This is a genomic window from Exiguobacterium sp. s78 (assembly GCF_018618985.1).
GTDB classification, from domain to species: Bacteria; Bacillota; Bacilli; order Exiguobacteriales; family Exiguobacteriaceae; genus Exiguobacterium_A; species Exiguobacterium_A abrahamii.
The window spans coordinates 1795373-1809612 of record NZ_JACSNB010000001.1 but is presented as its reverse complement, the minus strand read 5'-3'; the positions used below and the strand labels follow the sequence as shown (position 1 = coordinate 1809612).

13 protein-coding genes and 1 other annotated feature are annotated in these 14240 nt (G+C 49.3%); of the genes, 10 read left to right on the top strand and 3 right to left on the bottom strand.

What is annotated here, in order from left to right:
- Positions 1 to 20 precede the first annotated feature (20 nt).
- The 9 genes from KNQ18_RS09435 (at position 21) to KNQ18_RS09395 (ending at position 11123) form a co-directional block, all read left to right on the top strand.
- Positions 21 to 929: a TetR/AcrR family transcriptional regulator gene (locus tag KNQ18_RS09435; RefSeq protein WP_035398167.1), complete on the top strand. Its 909-nt coding sequence runs from the start codon at positions 21 to 23 to the stop codon at positions 927 to 929.
- Between the two features lie 72 nt (positions 930 to 1001).
- Positions 1002 to 2444, top strand: a complete 1443-nt coding sequence (locus KNQ18_RS09430) for a SulP family inorganic anion transporter (RefSeq protein WP_214769192.1) — start codon at positions 1002 to 1004, stop codon at positions 2442 to 2444.
- 132 nt (positions 2445 to 2576) lie between these two features.
- A complete protein-coding gene (locus KNQ18_RS09425; RefSeq protein WP_215084623.1) occupies positions 2577 to 3401 on the top strand; it encodes a fumarylacetoacetate hydrolase family protein in 825 nt (274 codons plus the stop codon).
- A 287-nt stretch (positions 3402 to 3688) separates the two neighbouring features.
- Complete coding sequence (locus KNQ18_RS09420; RefSeq protein ID WP_023467728.1) at positions 3689 to 4435, top strand: DeoR/GlpR family DNA-binding transcription regulator; 747 nt, start codon at positions 3689 to 3691, stop codon at positions 4433 to 4435.
- Positions 4432 to 5352, top strand: a complete 921-nt coding sequence (gene pfkB, locus KNQ18_RS09415; protein ID WP_035408794.1) for a 1-phosphofructokinase — start codon at positions 4432 to 4434, stop codon at positions 5350 to 5352. The genes KNQ18_RS09420 and pfkB overlap by 4 nt, the downstream gene beginning before the upstream one ends.
- Positions 5353 to 5369: 17 nt before the next feature.
- On the top strand, positions 5370 to 7304 hold the full coding sequence (locus KNQ18_RS09410; protein ID WP_215084621.1) for a PTS fructose transporter subunit IIABC: 1935 nt from the start codon (positions 5370 to 5372) through the stop codon (positions 7302 to 7304).
- Positions 7305 to 7409: 105 nt separating this feature from the next.
- Complete coding sequence (locus tag KNQ18_RS09405) at positions 7410 to 8555, top strand: FUSC family protein (RefSeq protein WP_023467731.1); 1146 nt, start codon at positions 7410 to 7412, stop codon at positions 8553 to 8555.
- 70 nt (positions 8556 to 8625) lie between these two features.
- Positions 8626 to 8830 (top strand) — a binding site (T-box leader).
- A 60-nt stretch (positions 8831 to 8890) separates the two neighbouring features.
- Positions 8891 to 10540, top strand: a complete 1650-nt coding sequence (locus tag KNQ18_RS09400) for an aromatic amino acid hydroxylase (RefSeq protein ID WP_214724546.1) — start codon at positions 8891 to 8893, stop codon at positions 10538 to 10540.
- A 61-nt stretch (positions 10541 to 10601) separates the two neighbouring features.
- Positions 10602 to 11123 carry a pyrophosphohydrolase domain-containing protein gene (locus KNQ18_RS09395; protein WP_064300216.1) on the top strand — a complete coding sequence of 174 codons (522 nt, stop codon included), beginning with the start codon at positions 10602 to 10604 and terminating at the stop codon, positions 11121 to 11123.
- 63 nt (positions 11124 to 11186) lie between these two features.
- Here the strand turns inward: KNQ18_RS09395 and KNQ18_RS09390 are convergent, their stop codons facing one another.
- The 3 genes from KNQ18_RS09390 to KNQ18_RS09380 all read right to left on the bottom strand — a co-directional run bounded on the left by KNQ18_RS09390 (position 11187) and on the right by KNQ18_RS09380 (position 13051).
- Positions 11187 to 11483 carry an MGMT family protein gene (locus KNQ18_RS09390; protein WP_149427034.1) on the bottom strand — a complete coding sequence of 99 codons (297 nt, stop codon included), beginning with the start codon at positions 11481 to 11483 and terminating at the stop codon, positions 11187 to 11189.
- On the bottom strand, positions 11480 to 12448 hold the full coding sequence (locus KNQ18_RS09385; RefSeq protein WP_149427035.1) for a cation diffusion facilitator family transporter: 969 nt from the start codon (positions 12446 to 12448) through the stop codon (positions 11480 to 11482). The genes KNQ18_RS09390 and KNQ18_RS09385 overlap by 4 nt, the downstream gene beginning before the upstream one ends.
- Positions 12449 to 12565: 117 nt before the next feature.
- A complete protein-coding gene (locus tag KNQ18_RS09380; RefSeq protein WP_058265183.1) occupies positions 12566 to 13051 on the bottom strand; it encodes a pyridoxamine 5'-phosphate oxidase family protein in 486 nt (161 codons plus the stop codon).
- A gap of 163 nt (positions 13052 to 13214) precedes the next feature.
- Between KNQ18_RS09380 and KNQ18_RS09375 the strand changes: the two genes are divergently transcribed.
- Positions 13215 to 14225 (top strand): LLM class flavin-dependent oxidoreductase, encoded by a 1011-nt coding sequence (locus KNQ18_RS09375; RefSeq protein WP_023467737.1) that lies wholly within the window; start codon positions 13215 to 13217, stop codon positions 14223 to 14225.
- Positions 14226 to 14240: the final 15 nt, after the last annotated feature.

Below are 14240 nucleotides of genomic sequence, written 5' to 3'. Positions count from 1 at the left end.
GAACAGAAAAGGACAAGACCATGAATCCAAAAAAGAAACAACTACTAGATGCTGCCTATCAGCTATTCGTCGAAAAAGGTTATCAATCGACGTCCATCCAGGACATTCTTGAGCACAGTAACGTTTCCAAGGGAACGTTCTATAACTACTTCTCCTCTAAAAATGAATTATTCATTGATGTATTTAATACCGTCTTTGAAAAGATGCGGACGGCACGCAAAGAAATTCTCGTCGGACGAGATGTTTCGGATTATGAGACGTTCATCCAACAAGGTAACTGTTACTTGGAACTGATGCAAAAATATAAATTGTATACGTTGTTCGAAGAGGCGATTGCTTCGAATGAAAAAGAACTGAAGACGTTCATGGAGAATAACCGTCTTCTCGAGATCGAATGGACGTTCGAACGATTACGTGATTTATTCGGTCAGACGAAGGAACCGTATCTTCTAGATTTAGCGGTCATTTATACAGGGATGTTGCAATATGCGATGTACTTCTTCCGTCAATCCGAACCGAACACACAACCGGAACGGGTCGTCCGTTACGTATTCAATCGATTGACGCATCTCGTCGAAGACGTCAGTCGGACAGAAGAACAGTTGATTCCCCCGCGTTTCCTATCCGTTTGGCTCGATCGTCCACAAGATGAAGTCGTCATTCGGAAGGATTTGTTCGAGAAGACGAGTGCGCATATGAAGCGCTTGATTACCTTGTCATCGATTTCCGATGAATCGAAGGAAGCCCATGAAGAGGTTCTTGATTTCATCTATGAAGAACTACTCGAACGGAAGAAACCGAAAATTCATCTTCTACGCCGTGCACTCGAGACGATGGACGAAGATCCGGTCTTTGCGGGTCAGGAAATCATGGCGACCTATAAGGCGATGGTCGATGAGATTGCCCGTGTGCGGACCAAAACTTCCTAAAAAGGTTGCTTTTTGAAACTAATCGGATTACACTGAGACCATTCATGTTAGAAAAGGGGTCTCAATCATCATATGTTTACTCAATGGAAAAAAGAGTGGTTCCTGCAACCAAAAGCGGATTTGCTATCCGGAATCGTCGTTGCCTTGGCACTCGTTCCGGAAGCAATCGCGTTTTCGCTGATCGCTGGCGTTAATCCGATGGTCGGTTTATACGCTTCCGTCATCATTGCGATCGTCATCTCGATTGCCGGCGGTCGTCCCGGAATGATTTCAGCTGCGACCGGTGCGATGGCACTCGTCGTCGTCCAGCTCGTCAAGGACCATGGTGTCGATTATTTACTAGCTGCCGGTATCCTTGCCGGAATTCTACAAATCGCGTTCGGATTTTTAGGAATTGCTAAGTTATTACGGTTCATTCCTCGATCCGTCATGGTCGGATTCGTCAATGCTTTAGCGATTTTGATTTTCTCGGCACAACTGCCGCAATTCGAAGGACAGAACTGGATCATGTACGCAATGGTCGCCGCATCACTCGCCATCATCTTGTTATTCCCACGCGTGACGAAAGCGATCCCGGCACCACTCGTTGCGATCACGATCATGACAGTGTTGACGGTCGTCTTCTCACTCGATACACGAGTCATCGGGGACATGGGGCAAATCGAAGCGGCGTTACCAAGCTTCTTCTTGCCGGATGTTCCGTTCTCGCTTGAGACGCTCCAAATCATCTTCCCGTATGCATTGTCACTTGCATTCGTCGGGTTGATCGAATCGTTGCTGACAGCACGAATCGTCGATGAGATGACGGATACGACGTCAAACAAAGCAATAGAATCACGCGGACAAGGAATTGCGAACATCATCGCTGGTATGTTCGGTGGCATGCCGGGCTGTGCGATGATCGGTCAATCGGTCATCAATGTCACGTCCGGTGGGCGTGGTCGATTGTCGACGTTGACAGCGGGTGTGTTCCTGATGCTGTTGATGTTTACGATGAACGATCTATTGATGACGATTCCAATGGGAGCACTCGTCGGCGTCATGTTCTTCGTCTCGTATGCGACGTTTGACTGGGGATCATTCAAGATGCTCAAGACGTCACCGAAGAGTGATTCTGCTGTCATGCTCGCAACCGTTCTCGTCACCGTATTGACGAACGATTTATCAATGGGCGTTCTTGTCGGAATCTTGCTTGCTGCGTTATTATTTGCGTCAAAAATTTCTCGTATTCAAGTCGAGCGCAAGGAGCAAACAGATCGAGTCCGTTATACGATTCGTGGACCGTTGTTCTTCGCATCGACGACAGCATTTGCAGAACAGTTCCAGCTCGAAACTGATCCATCGTCTGTCATCACGCTCGATTTCTCAGCGTGTCACTTGTTTGATGATTCCGCTATCGAAGCAATCGAAAACGTCGTCTTGAAATACGAACGACTTGGCAAAAAAGTTGAACTCGTTGGATTGAACGAAGAGTCGCAAGCGCTCGTCGATCGATTAGCGCAGCGAATCGCATGAGGAAAAAGGAAGAGGATAGGAAGAAGCGGTCGACACGATGTCGACCGCTTTTTTTGTTTCCTTCAGATTGACGATGAGAAGTGCGTCCGTTGATTGGTTTCGCTATACTAAAAACAAAAGGGGGCAGTTAAGATGAAATGGTTTCGATTTGAGCAAGAAGGAAAAGTAGGGATCGGGGTTGAACGGGATGGCTCTACATATGATGTGACGGCACAAGTCTATACGGATTCATTGTTTGAAGTGATTTCACGTGAGTTCGATGTTGATCTTGATTTAGATATCGCGCAACAACTTAAAGGGGATGTTCGAAAACTGGCACCGTATATTCCGGCACGAAACGTCATCTGTGTCGGCAAGAACTACGCCGATCATATCAAGGAGATGGATACGGCGGGAGCGGGGAAATTCGTCTTGTTCACGAAAGCACCGACATCGATCGTTGGTCCGTTCGAATCGATTGAGCGGCATGCGGATTTGACACAGCAACTGGATTATGAAGGTGAACTCGCCATCATCATCGGCACGACGGGGCGTGATCTGACACCTGAGAATGCACTTGATCACGTGTTTGGCTACAGTATCGTCAATGATGTGACAGCGCGGGACTTACAAAAAGAACACGTCCAGTTCTTCCGTGGCAAATCACTCGATGGGTTCTGTCCGTTCGGACCGGTCATCGTCTCAGCGGACAGCTTTGATCCGCGTGACGCCCTCGTCGAGACGCGTGTGAACGGGGAACTCCGTCAATCGGGATCAACGGCCTTGATGTTGCGTGATGTCGTAACGATTTTAGTTGAAGTGTCACGCGGGATGACACTTGAAGCAGGGGACATCATTGCGACAGGCACTCCGGCTGGTGTGGGTCACGGCATGAAACCACCGGTCTACCTTCAGACAGGGGATGTCGTCGAAGTATCGATTGAAGGAATCGGTCGCTTGCAAAATGAAGTCCAGTGAACGAAGATGACTGAAATGACCGATTTTCATTCACCACTTTCCAAGTTGCTTTGGAAAGTGGTTTTTTATTTTGTGAAAATCATCAAAAATTTAAAAAATGATTGATTCTAACCAATAAAACAGTCATAAAATGACCGTTTTTGATGTATAATGAAACTATAAGAACGGTTTCATGTCGAAAAAAGTCGTATTTTGAACGTTTTATAAAGAATTTATATAAATTTTGAACGTTTTTGATTGATTTTTAGATGTAAACGCTTTATATTAAAGATGCGGAGGGAAACCTTATGTTAACCAAAAAACGCCATCAACTCATCCTTGAGCTTTTAGCCCGAGAAGAAGTCGTCAAGATGCAAAAGATCGTCGAACAAACCGGTGCGAGTGAATCCACGATTCGTCGGGATTTATCACAACTCGAGACAGCAGGTCATCTGCGTCGGGTGCACGGGGGCGCGACAGCGAACCATTTGCAAATTGAAGAACCGAGTTATTTCGAGAAGAGTGACCAACACGTCGAAGAGAAGGAACGGATCGCGCGAGCGGCTGCCGATCTGATCGAAGACGGGATGTATGTCTATCTCGATGCCGGAACGACGACGCTTGCCATCGTTCCGTATCTCGAAGAGAAGGCGATTACGGTCGTAACGAACAGTCTTCCTCTAGCGAACACGTTACTCTATCACCGTATCCCGACGTTCGTCGTCGGAGGGCAACTCAAGCATTCAACGCAAGCACTCGTCGGTTACAACGCACGTGAAGGAATGTTGATTTACCATTTTGATGTCGCGTTCCTTGGGATGAACGGTGTTCATCCGGCACAAGGCTTCACGACACCAGATCCGGAAGAGGCACTCGTAAAGAAGACAGCGATCGAATTAGCAAAACAATCGTATGTACTCGTCGATGAGACGAAGCTGGATGCGATCAGTTTCAGTCGTGTGGCGTCCTTGCAAGCGGCGACGATCATCACGACGACATCCAGTGAGCAAGAAGCGAAATACAGTCAATACACAGAGGTGGTGAACGCGAAATGATTTATACACTGACACTCAACCCATCAATCGACTATTATGTCACGTTACCGGTATTTGAGGCAGGACAAGTCAATCGTGTCGAACAGGCGGAAAAAGTGGCCGGAGGGAAAGGGATCAACGTCTCTCTCGTCCTAAAAAACTATGAGGTGGAAACACAAGCACTCGGATTCCTTGGAGGAAGTACCGGACAATTCATCCGGACGGAACTCGAGAAACGAGGCGTGTTGACGGACTTCACACCGATTCAAGATGAGACGCGGATCAACGTAAAGATTCGCGCCGATCAAGAATCTGAGTTGAATGCAGCGGGACCGAAGATTCAACCGGAAGAGCTGGAGCATTTATTATCCCGATTCAAGACGATGCAAGCCGGTGACATCGTCGTCTTCGCAGGTAGTATCCCAAGCAGTCTGCCGCATGATCTCTATCGTCATATCGCGACGATCCTGAATGAACGGAACGTCCGCTTCGCTGTCGATACGACGAAGGAAGCGATGCTTGAAGTCTTACCGCTCGGTCCATTTTTAATCAAGCCGAATCACCATGAACTCGGTGAAATCTTCGACGTCGAGATTACGTCGAAGGAGATGGCCGTTCCATACGCCCAGCAGCTCGTCGAGCGTGGTGCCGAGAACGTCGTCATCTCATTTGCAGGAGACGGAGCACTACTTGTCAATCGTCAAGGTGCCTATACGGCAAACACACCGGCAGGGAAGCTCGTCAATTCCGTCGGTGCCGGAGATTCACTCGTCGCTGGATTCGTCGCCAGCCACGCGCTCGGTAAATCACCAGAAGAAGCGTTCCGTTATGCGGTGACGACTGGTAGCGCGTCTGCTTATTCCTTTGGTCTTTGTACAAAGGAAGATATCGATCGTCTCCTCGTAGACGTCAACGTCGTTGAACTCATTCAATCCTAAAAGGAGTGTGACTACTCATGAAAATTACTGATCTCTTGACACGTGATACGATTCAGCTCGATTTACAAGCGTCATCTAAAGCCGCTGTCATCGACGAACTCGTCAACGTCCTCGATCGGGCAGGAAAACTGAACGATCGCTCGGCATATAAAGAAGCGATTCTCGCACGGGAAGCGCAAAGTACGACAGGTTTAGGGGAAGGCATTGCCATTCCACACGCAAAAACAGCAGCAGTCAAAACACCAGCGATCGCTTTCGGTCGTTCGGCAGGTGTTGACTACGAAGCACTCGATGGTCAACCAAGTCGGTTGTTCTTCATGATCGCAGCGGGTGAGAACGCTGATAATGCGCACCTTGAAACACTTTCGAAACTATCCGTTTATTTGATGGATATGAACTTCCGCGATACGATCCTTGCGGCTAAAACGAAAGACGAAGTCATCGCAGCAATCGAAGCGAAGGAACGTGAAGAAGAAGGTCCAGTTGACGTCTCAAGCGACAACGTTGACCAAGACGCACCGTACATCCTCGCTGTCACAGCTTGTCCAACAGGAATCGCGCACACGTATATGGCAGCTGATGCGCTTCGTCAAAAAGCGGAAGAGATGGGTGTTCGTATTAAAGTCGAAACGAACGGATCGACAGGTGTCAAGAACGGTTTGACACAACAAGACATCAACGATGCGACAGCGATCATCGTCGCTGCGGATAAAGCAGTTGAGATGGATCGCTTCAACGGGAAACACGTCGTTGAAGTACCGGTAGCGCAAGGGATTCGTAAACCACAAGAATTGATCAACCGTGCCGTCAAACAAGACGCACCTGTCTATAAAGCGAGCGGTTCAAGCGAAAGCTCAAAACCAGCGCGTGGTGGATTCTACAAACACTTGATGAGTGGGGTATCCGCGATGTTGCCACTCGTCGTCGCTGGTGGTCTCTTGATTGCGATCAGCTTCTTCTGGGGAATCAACTCCGCTGACCCGAAAGATCCGTCATACAATGAGTTTGCAGCTCAGTTGATGACAATCGGGAAAGCAGCGTTTGGTCTCTTGATTCCGATTCTCGCCGGATTCATCGCGATGTCGATCGCTGATAAACCAGGTCTTGCTCCTGGTCTGATCGCTGGTTTCCTTGCAAGCAACGGTAATGCTGGTTTCCTCGGTGGATTGATTGCCGGTTTCCTTGCTGGTTACGTTGTGCTCTTACTCGTTAAAGTCTTCAAAGGTCTCCCGGCAGCTCTTGAAGGAATCAAACCAGTCTTGCTCTATCCACTGTTTGGTTCATTCATCACAGGGATGATCATGTTACTCGTCATCAATGAGCCGATCGCGAAGTTCATGACATGGCTCACGGATTCACTGAACGGACTCAGTGGTGGGAACGCAATCCTCCTCGGTATGCTCGTCGCAGGTATGATGGCAATCGACATGGGTGGTCCAATCAACAAAACAGCGTATGTATTCGGTACAGCTGCTCTTACAGCAGGTAACACGGAAGTCATGGCAGCCGTCATGGCAGGTGGGATGGTTCCACCACTCATCGTGGCCTTCTCATCAACATTGTTCGCACGTAAGAAATTCACGCCGCAAGAACGTGAAGCAGGTATCGCTGCTTACGCAATGGGTGCATCGTTCGTCACAGAAGGTGCGATTCCATTCGCAGCAGCCGATCCACTCCGTGTCATTCCGTCAAGTGTCATTGGTTCAGCGATCGCTGGTGCGTTGACGATCGTCTTCGGCGTCTTGCTCCCGGCACCACACGGCGGTATCTTCGTCTTCCCGTTACTTGATGGTCCATCAGGTACGGTCATGGCGATCGTCGGTTACGCGGGTGCGATCCTCATCGGTTCACTCGTCGGTGCGGCAATCCTATCCTTCCTTAAAAAACCGCTTGTTGACCAATCGGTCGCGAAAGCGGAAATGACAGAAGGAACAGGTACGAAAGCATCATAATTCATCTAAATCCTCTCCGTTTTCAAGCGGAGGGGATTTTTTGTTGAATTTTGACGGCTAACGGTGAAGAATAGAGGGCATACTGAATAAGAAGGAGGGATGGACATGGGTGGACAATCCTTACAAATCGGACCACGGACCATCAAGACAGGTCTTGCGGTCATCTTGGCGCTGTTGATCAGTAATCTGTTCAACCTCAGCCCGATCCTGCCTGCAATCTCGGCAGCGACGACACTCCTGCCTTCGGTCTATCAGACATGGAAACAATTTCTCGAGGAAGCAGAAGCCAACTTGATTGGTGCCTTTTTGACTTTACTCGCACTTTGGATTTTAGGGGATAATCCAGCGAATCCGCTCGCGATCGGAATCGTCATCATGGCAGCGATCTCGATCTTGCTAGCCTTTGGTTTCGGGCGGACGATTCCACACGTCGTTTTGATGATCATCGTCATTCTCGAAAGTGTGGCGACAGCGACCGAGCCACTTTGGCAAGTCGTCTTGATCCGTTACTTGCTCGTCATGCTCGGGATCGGCTGTGCGCTTGGCATCAATGCGCTGATCTTCCCGCCGCGCTATGGCAATGTCTACTATCAAAAAGCGACGAAACTCTTCGAAAAGCTGCTCGTCGTCACGCGAGCGATTGCCTTCGAAGGAAAAGTTGCTCCATACCGGGCAGCGATTGATAAAATGTCAAATTCGCTCCTTGAGACACAAAACTTGTTCAACCTACACAAGGAAGAGATTCGAGGAACGCGTCAGAAGCACGCCTCGCTCTTACGGAACCTGTTGATTCTCAAACATATGCAATCGTGCCTCGAACGTGGTGTCGCGACGGCAGAGCGATTCAGAGAGCGAGAGAAGGCCCTTGACTCGATTGCGGACGATCTTCGGAGTGAATTGTTTTATCACTTGATGCATATCGCACAGCGACAAGAGAAGGTCTTGCTGACATATGATCTCTTGTTGACGGAAGAACCACTCGCGATGGAGGATCTCGTCAAAGAGAACATCGCCTTCGTCAAGCACTCTTTCCTTGACCGCGATGAACTCGAGGAAGAAGTCATCATGGAAATCTTACCGATCGTCGTCTCGATGAATGAGTGGATCCAAGAGCTTGAAGCATTCGAAAAACGGCTCAACGGTGCGCTTCGTCGTCATATCACATCACTGACGATCGAACAAAAATCAGTCCGCGATAAAACATTTAATCGATTTAAACGTAAAAAAGCCATTGACGAAAGTAAAAAGTAAGCGTATAGTCCTCATTAACGATACTTTACTTGCTAAAAGCATAACAGTATAACAGCATAACAGAACGAAAGATTAAGCGATGATGAAACCGAAGTAAAGACCATCTCCCTGTTTCAGAGAGCACGTGGCGCTGCGAACGTGTACACAGATGGTGTTGAATTACAGTTTCTGAGCTTCTTGCGTAAGCGAGCGGAGCAAACCGTTATCCCGATCATGAGTGACTCAGTCGATGACTGGGTAATCAGGGTGGTACCGCGGCTTTCGTCGCCCCTGTCGAACAATATGTTCGGCAGGGGCTTTTTTGTTATCTATCATTCATTCAAGGGGGAACTCATATGTCTACACCAATCATTCCAAGTCATTTACGTCCACACGTCGCACCACAGCACTACGAAGACTACACACCAACGGATCATGCCGTTTGGAGATACGTCATGCGACTGAATTTAAATACATTACAAGATACAGCACATCCGGCATACCTCGAAGGGCTTGCTGCATCGGGCATCAGCCCGGAACGGATTCCAGATGTACGTGAAATGACAGCGAACCTAAGCCGTGGTGGCTGGGGAACAGTCGCTGTTGATGGTCTCATTCCTGGTGTCGCCTTCTTCGATTTTCAAGGGCACGGTCTCTTGCCGATTGCGACCGACATTCGGAAGGTCGATAACATCCTTTACACACCAGCGCCAGATATCTTGCATGAAGCAGCAGGGCATGCGCCAATCTTGATGAATCCGGTCTACGCGGAATTCGTTCGACGCTTCGGTGAGATCGGAGCACATGCCTTTAACCATAAAGCCGAGCATGACGTGTTCAAGGCACTAAAGAAATTGACGATCGTCAAAGAGAGCCCGTTCTCGACGCCAGCCGATATCGAGCAAGCTGAAGTCGAACTCGCGGAGACACGGACACACGTCAAAGGGATTTCGGAAGCGAACGAAATCTCACGTCTGTTCTGGTGGACGGTTGAATTCGGTCTGATTGGTGATATCGACAACCCACAAATCTACGGGGCAGGTCTTTTATCATCCGTCGGTGAAAGTCGCCACTGTTTGACGGACGCGGTCGTTAAACATCCATTCTCGCTTGAGAAAGCACTTGCGACGAAACATGACGTGACGAGCATGCAAAAAGAACTCTTCGTCTGTGAATCGTTCGAACAGCTCCGCGATGCACTCGAAGAATTCGCACAGTCGATGTCTTACATCCGCGGTGGTATCCACGGACTGACGAAAGCGGTCGAATCAGGTAACCTATCGACGCTCGTCTTCGACAGTGGTCTCTCGCTTGTCGGTGTTCCTGAAACGCAAGAGATTCACGATTCGCTGCATCTCGTCAAACTAACTGGACCGACAGCGCTTGCTGCGAACGGTGAAGTGTTGACAGGTCAAGGACTTGCAGATCATCCGGAAGGCTTTACACTCCTTCACGGCAAGGAATTGAACGAAGTATTGATGCAAGTCAAAGTCGGTGAACGTCTCGACTGGGCGGAAGGAAATGTTCATGTCACAGGAGACATCACAGCGATTCAAAACGTCAATGGAAATCGGGCGCTCGTCGTCTTAGAAGCAGCGACGCTTGCAAACGACGGGAAAACGATGACGATGGACCGGATGGAATTGATCGTCGGTGACATCACGTCAGCATTCCCGGGAACGGAAGTTGAAGCACTGAAGCCGATTCCGGAAACGGTCGAGTTCGAACGAATCGAACGTCCGTTGACAGCGGCTGATCCGATCTTCGAAGTCGTCCGCGAGATTCGCGAAGGTCGTGCCGGACGAGAACGGTTACCGCAACTGATCGATCAGACACTCGTCCAGTTACCGGACGCTTGGTTACTCCGTCTTGAATTACTTGAGTTAGCGGATGAAGTCGATCAACCACGTCTGATTGCAGATCTCGAGCGCTTAAAAGCGACATCTGAGCAGCGAGATGAATTGATCACGCGTGGGATGGCCTTACTCGACGTCGTTCATCAATGAGTCGAACTCCGGTTCTGAACCTGTTAGAATGGAGACATTCGGTAAAAGGGGATGATCGGTTATGACAAATTATTATCAAGACGTAAAGGAATTCCACCGTGTGTTTTCACACCCTGGCGCAACGACGCCAACACCTATGACGGTCGATCGTGGAATCAAACGCTCGACCTGGACGGCAGAAGAAGCGGTCGTTGAGTTCCTACATCAATCGGCGACGAGTGAAGCAGAATTTCTCGAAGCGATCGAACGTTTCAAGTCAGGACTTGATACAGCGGTCGAAAAATCGCTTCAGATGAAACAACCCGAAACAGATGTCGAACGGCTCGTCGGACAAGGGGATGCCTTGACGGACGCCCTCTACTTCATCATGGGAAGCTTCGTTGAGATCGGGCTTGATCCGGCTCCATTGTTCGAGATCGTCCAGCGTGCGAACATGGCGAAGCTTGGACCGGACGGAAAACCAATCTTCCGGGAATCGGACCAAAAGGTCATGAAACCGGAAGGCTGGCAACCACCGGAACCACAATTAGAAGCAGAAGTACGTCGGCAAATCGCTGTAGCTTCGAGTACGTCGAAAGCGTGATTCATGACGATAAAAAGAGAGGGATGACTGGTCTGCGAACCGGTCATCCCTCTCTTGTTGTATCTATTCACTTTTGACTTGATAACGCGATAAATCGAGTTGACGGGCGGTCAGGAACTCGACCCCCTCTGCTTCAAGTGCCAGTCGCTGTTCATCGCCTTCAAGCGATAGTTTTCCGCCAGCAGCAAGCACGCGGTGCCACGGTAGACGTTCCGTCTTACTCATACTGTGAAGAATCCGCGCTACTTGTCGGGCGCTACGCGGATGACCGGCGAGTCGAGCGACTTGCCCGTACGTCATGACCCGACCAGCAGGGATCGAACGAATGATAATCAGGACATCTTGCGTGAATGGTGTCATGTTTCGTCCGTAGCAACGACATACTGTTGAATCTTATCGTCTTCATCAAATCCAATCGTCACATCGATGATACCTTGTTGCAGGCGAATCTGGAGTTCGAGACGGTCCTTGATGTCGTCCGCTTGTGCGATTGTCAACGTCGGGTCGACTTCAATCTCGACTTCGACGTGGAAATGATCGCCTTCCTTAATGACTTCGAGTTTACTGATGTCCTTGACGTCAGGGTCCTTCATGATTAGTCCACCGAGACGTGCTGCCATCGTCTCATCGGCTTCACCTAGTGCACCAGCTGCGTTTTGCAGGAAGACATTCCCGACGACGTAAAACATCATCAGTCCGATGAGGATCGAAGCAATTCCTTCTGCCTGATGAAACGGTGTTACATGCGAGATGATGACGGCAATCATTGCGACGATGCCACCGGCCGTTGCGACCAAATCTTCCAGAAACACAAGGCGTGTGGCGGGTTTTGCTTGTTTGAGTGAGCGGAAGCTGTCAAGAATCAAGCGTGGTCCTTTCGAGTCTAACTTCGCATCGTGTGCGATCTCTTGCATCGCTTTCACGAAAACGCCACTCTCTAAGACGACACCGACGAACAAGACAGACAACGTGATCCAAAAGCCAGTTGATTCCGTCGGTTCGATGATGTGTGCGATCCCTTCATGAATTGTCTCGTACGCCATGATACCGACGAAGAGGATGGCACCGAGCAAGACGAGATTGACGAGACGACCGAAGCCGTTCGGGAATCGTTTCGTCGGTGCCTTTTTACTGAGGGCAGAACCGATGAAGACAAAAAATTGGTTGGCAGCGTCCCCGAGCGTATGCATCATCTCCGCGAACATCGCGACATTTCCCGTCAGGACGTAGGCAATTGCCTTGATGATAGCGATGACGGAGTTAACGATGCCTGCCGTCAGCGCCGACCGGTTTCCCCGGCGTAATAATGTAAAAAATTCTCCCATGATTGTACTCCTTTTAGTTAAGTTACGTATTAGTTCACTTTATTATGTTACATCATTTTGAGAAAAACGACTATCTTCATACGAAAAAACCCACGCAAGCTGCGCGGGTTTAACTCGTCAAGACAAGTCGACTGTTTTATTGATTTCGTTCTCATCGTCTTTGCCGACGACTTTCTTCAAGACTTGTTTGACGGACTTCGTCGTGTTTCCCGTTTCCCAGTATTCAGCAGCTTCCGTGTTGACCTTGATCAAGACGACTTTCGGATCTTCGTATGTCGTTCCAAGGTATGCTTCGTAGCGTGGGCTCCAGAGCTCTTTTTTTCGTTCGATGTCTTCGACGAGTTCTGCTGTCCCACGGATCGAGACGTATGATTTGTCGACGTACGCGACGTTAACACTCGGATTCTTAAGTAGTTCTTGATACTTGTCTGTTTCTTTTGAAGTGAGGAACCAGAGGTCGCCATCAAATTCGATATCCTGCGTTTGCATCGGACGCGATACGAGCCCTTCTGTTGAAATCGTCGTCAGCATCGCTGTTTCGATTTTATCAATCAGTTTCTTGACCGTTTCGACTGCTTCTTGATTTGTAGTATGGGTTGACATGTAACTCCACCTCATTCGTTAGATTTTTATGCTCACTTAGGCATTGTTCCCTGAATTTCAAAATGAAAACGTCCCCATGACAGAAAGAAGCAGTTTCGTTGCACCGTACAACGAGGAGGCGTACAGTGTAGGTACGCATTCGAAAGAAAAAGGAGAGACATACATGAAACTTAGTATTTTAGACCAATCCCCGGTCTCTAAAGGACAATCCCCATCTGATGCCTTACACGAAACGGTCGAGCTCGCGAAAATCGCGGACGAACTCGGCTATCATCGCTTGTGGGTATCTGAGCACCACTTCGCTAAAACACTGGCTGGTTCAAGCCCGGAAGTCTTGATCGCCTACATGGCGGCAGTGACGAAACAGATTCGCCTCGGTTCAGGGGGTGTTATGTTGCCGCATTACAGTGCCTATAAAGTCGCAGAGAACTTCCGTGTCCTTGAAGGGCTTGCACCAAACCGGATCGACCTTGGCCTCGGTCGGGCACCGGGCGGTATGCCGCTTGCTACACGTGCGTTGCAAGAAGGATCGTCGCCACGTTTTGGTGGAGCCGATTACGGCGAACAACTCGATGATCTCGTCGATTACTTGAAAGACGGAGCGCCTGCCGGACACCGGTTCGCGGGACTCGTCGCAACACCAGAAGTCGATACGACACCAGAAGGCTGGTTGCTTGGATCAAGTGGTGGTAGTGCCTTGAACGCCGCACAACGCGGATTCGGATTTGCCTTTGCTCACTTCATCAATGGACAAGGTGGACAAGAAGTGATGGACTACTACCGTCATAACTTCATGGCGACGTCGTTCAATGAGACACCACAAACGCTCGTCTCGATCTTCGTGACGTGTGCTGAAACGACGGAAGAAGCAGAACGGTTAGCTTCAAGCCTGGATCTGTCACTCCTCCTACTTGAAAAAGGGGTCTCGTCGACAGGAACGCCAACTCCAGAAGAGGCAGCGGCGTATCCGTATACGTTCCAAGACCAATTCCGGATCGCTGAAAACCGGAAGCGGATGATCGTTGGTAACCCGGAATCCGTTGCAAAACAATTGCAAGAGCTCGCTGATTCCTATGGCACAGACGAAGTAATGATCGCTTCGATGATCGCTGACAAGGAAGCAAAACAACAATCATTGAAATTAATCATGGATGCCGTCAAAGCGACGGTCTGACCGATACGCACGTCC

Coding starts and splice junctions, on each gene's coding strand:
- KNQ18_RS09405 (WP_023467731.1), top strand. CDS start 7,410: ATGGGTGGACAATCCTTACAAATCGGACCACGGACCATCAAGACAGGT.
- KNQ18_RS09400 (WP_214724546.1), top strand. CDS start 8,891: ATGTCTACACCAATCATTCCAAGTCATTTACGTCCACACGTCGCACCA.
- pfkB (WP_035408794.1), top strand. CDS start 4,432: ATGATTTATACACTGACACTCAACCCATCAATCGACTATTATGTCACG.
- KNQ18_RS09375 (WP_023467737.1), top strand. CDS start 13,215: ATGAAACTTAGTATTTTAGACCAATCCCCGGTCTCTAAAGGACAATCC.
- KNQ18_RS09390 (WP_149427034.1), bottom strand. CDS start 11,483: ATGACACCATTCACGCAAGATGTCCTGATTATCATTCGTTCGATCCCT.
- KNQ18_RS09385 (WP_149427035.1), bottom strand. CDS start 12,448: ATGGGAGAATTTTTTACATTATTACGCCGGGGAAACCGGTCGGCGCTG.
- KNQ18_RS09430 (WP_214769192.1), top strand. CDS start 1,002: ATGTTTACTCAATGGAAAAAAGAGTGGTTCCTGCAACCAAAAGCGGAT.
- KNQ18_RS09380 (WP_058265183.1), bottom strand. CDS start 13,051: ATGTCAACCCATACTACAAATCAAGAAGCAGTCGAAACGGTCAAGAAA.
- KNQ18_RS09435 (WP_035398167.1), top strand. CDS start 21: ATGAATCCAAAAAAGAAACAACTACTAGATGCTGCCTATCAGCTATTC.
- KNQ18_RS09410 (WP_215084621.1), top strand. CDS start 5,370: ATGAAAATTACTGATCTCTTGACACGTGATACGATTCAGCTCGATTTA.
- KNQ18_RS09395 (WP_064300216.1), top strand. CDS start 10,602: ATGACAAATTATTATCAAGACGTAAAGGAATTCCACCGTGTGTTTTCA.
- KNQ18_RS09425 (WP_215084623.1), top strand. CDS start 2,577: ATGAAATGGTTTCGATTTGAGCAAGAAGGAAAAGTAGGGATCGGGGTT.
- KNQ18_RS09420 (WP_023467728.1), top strand. CDS start 3,689: ATGTTAACCAAAAAACGCCATCAACTCATCCTTGAGCTTTTAGCCCGA.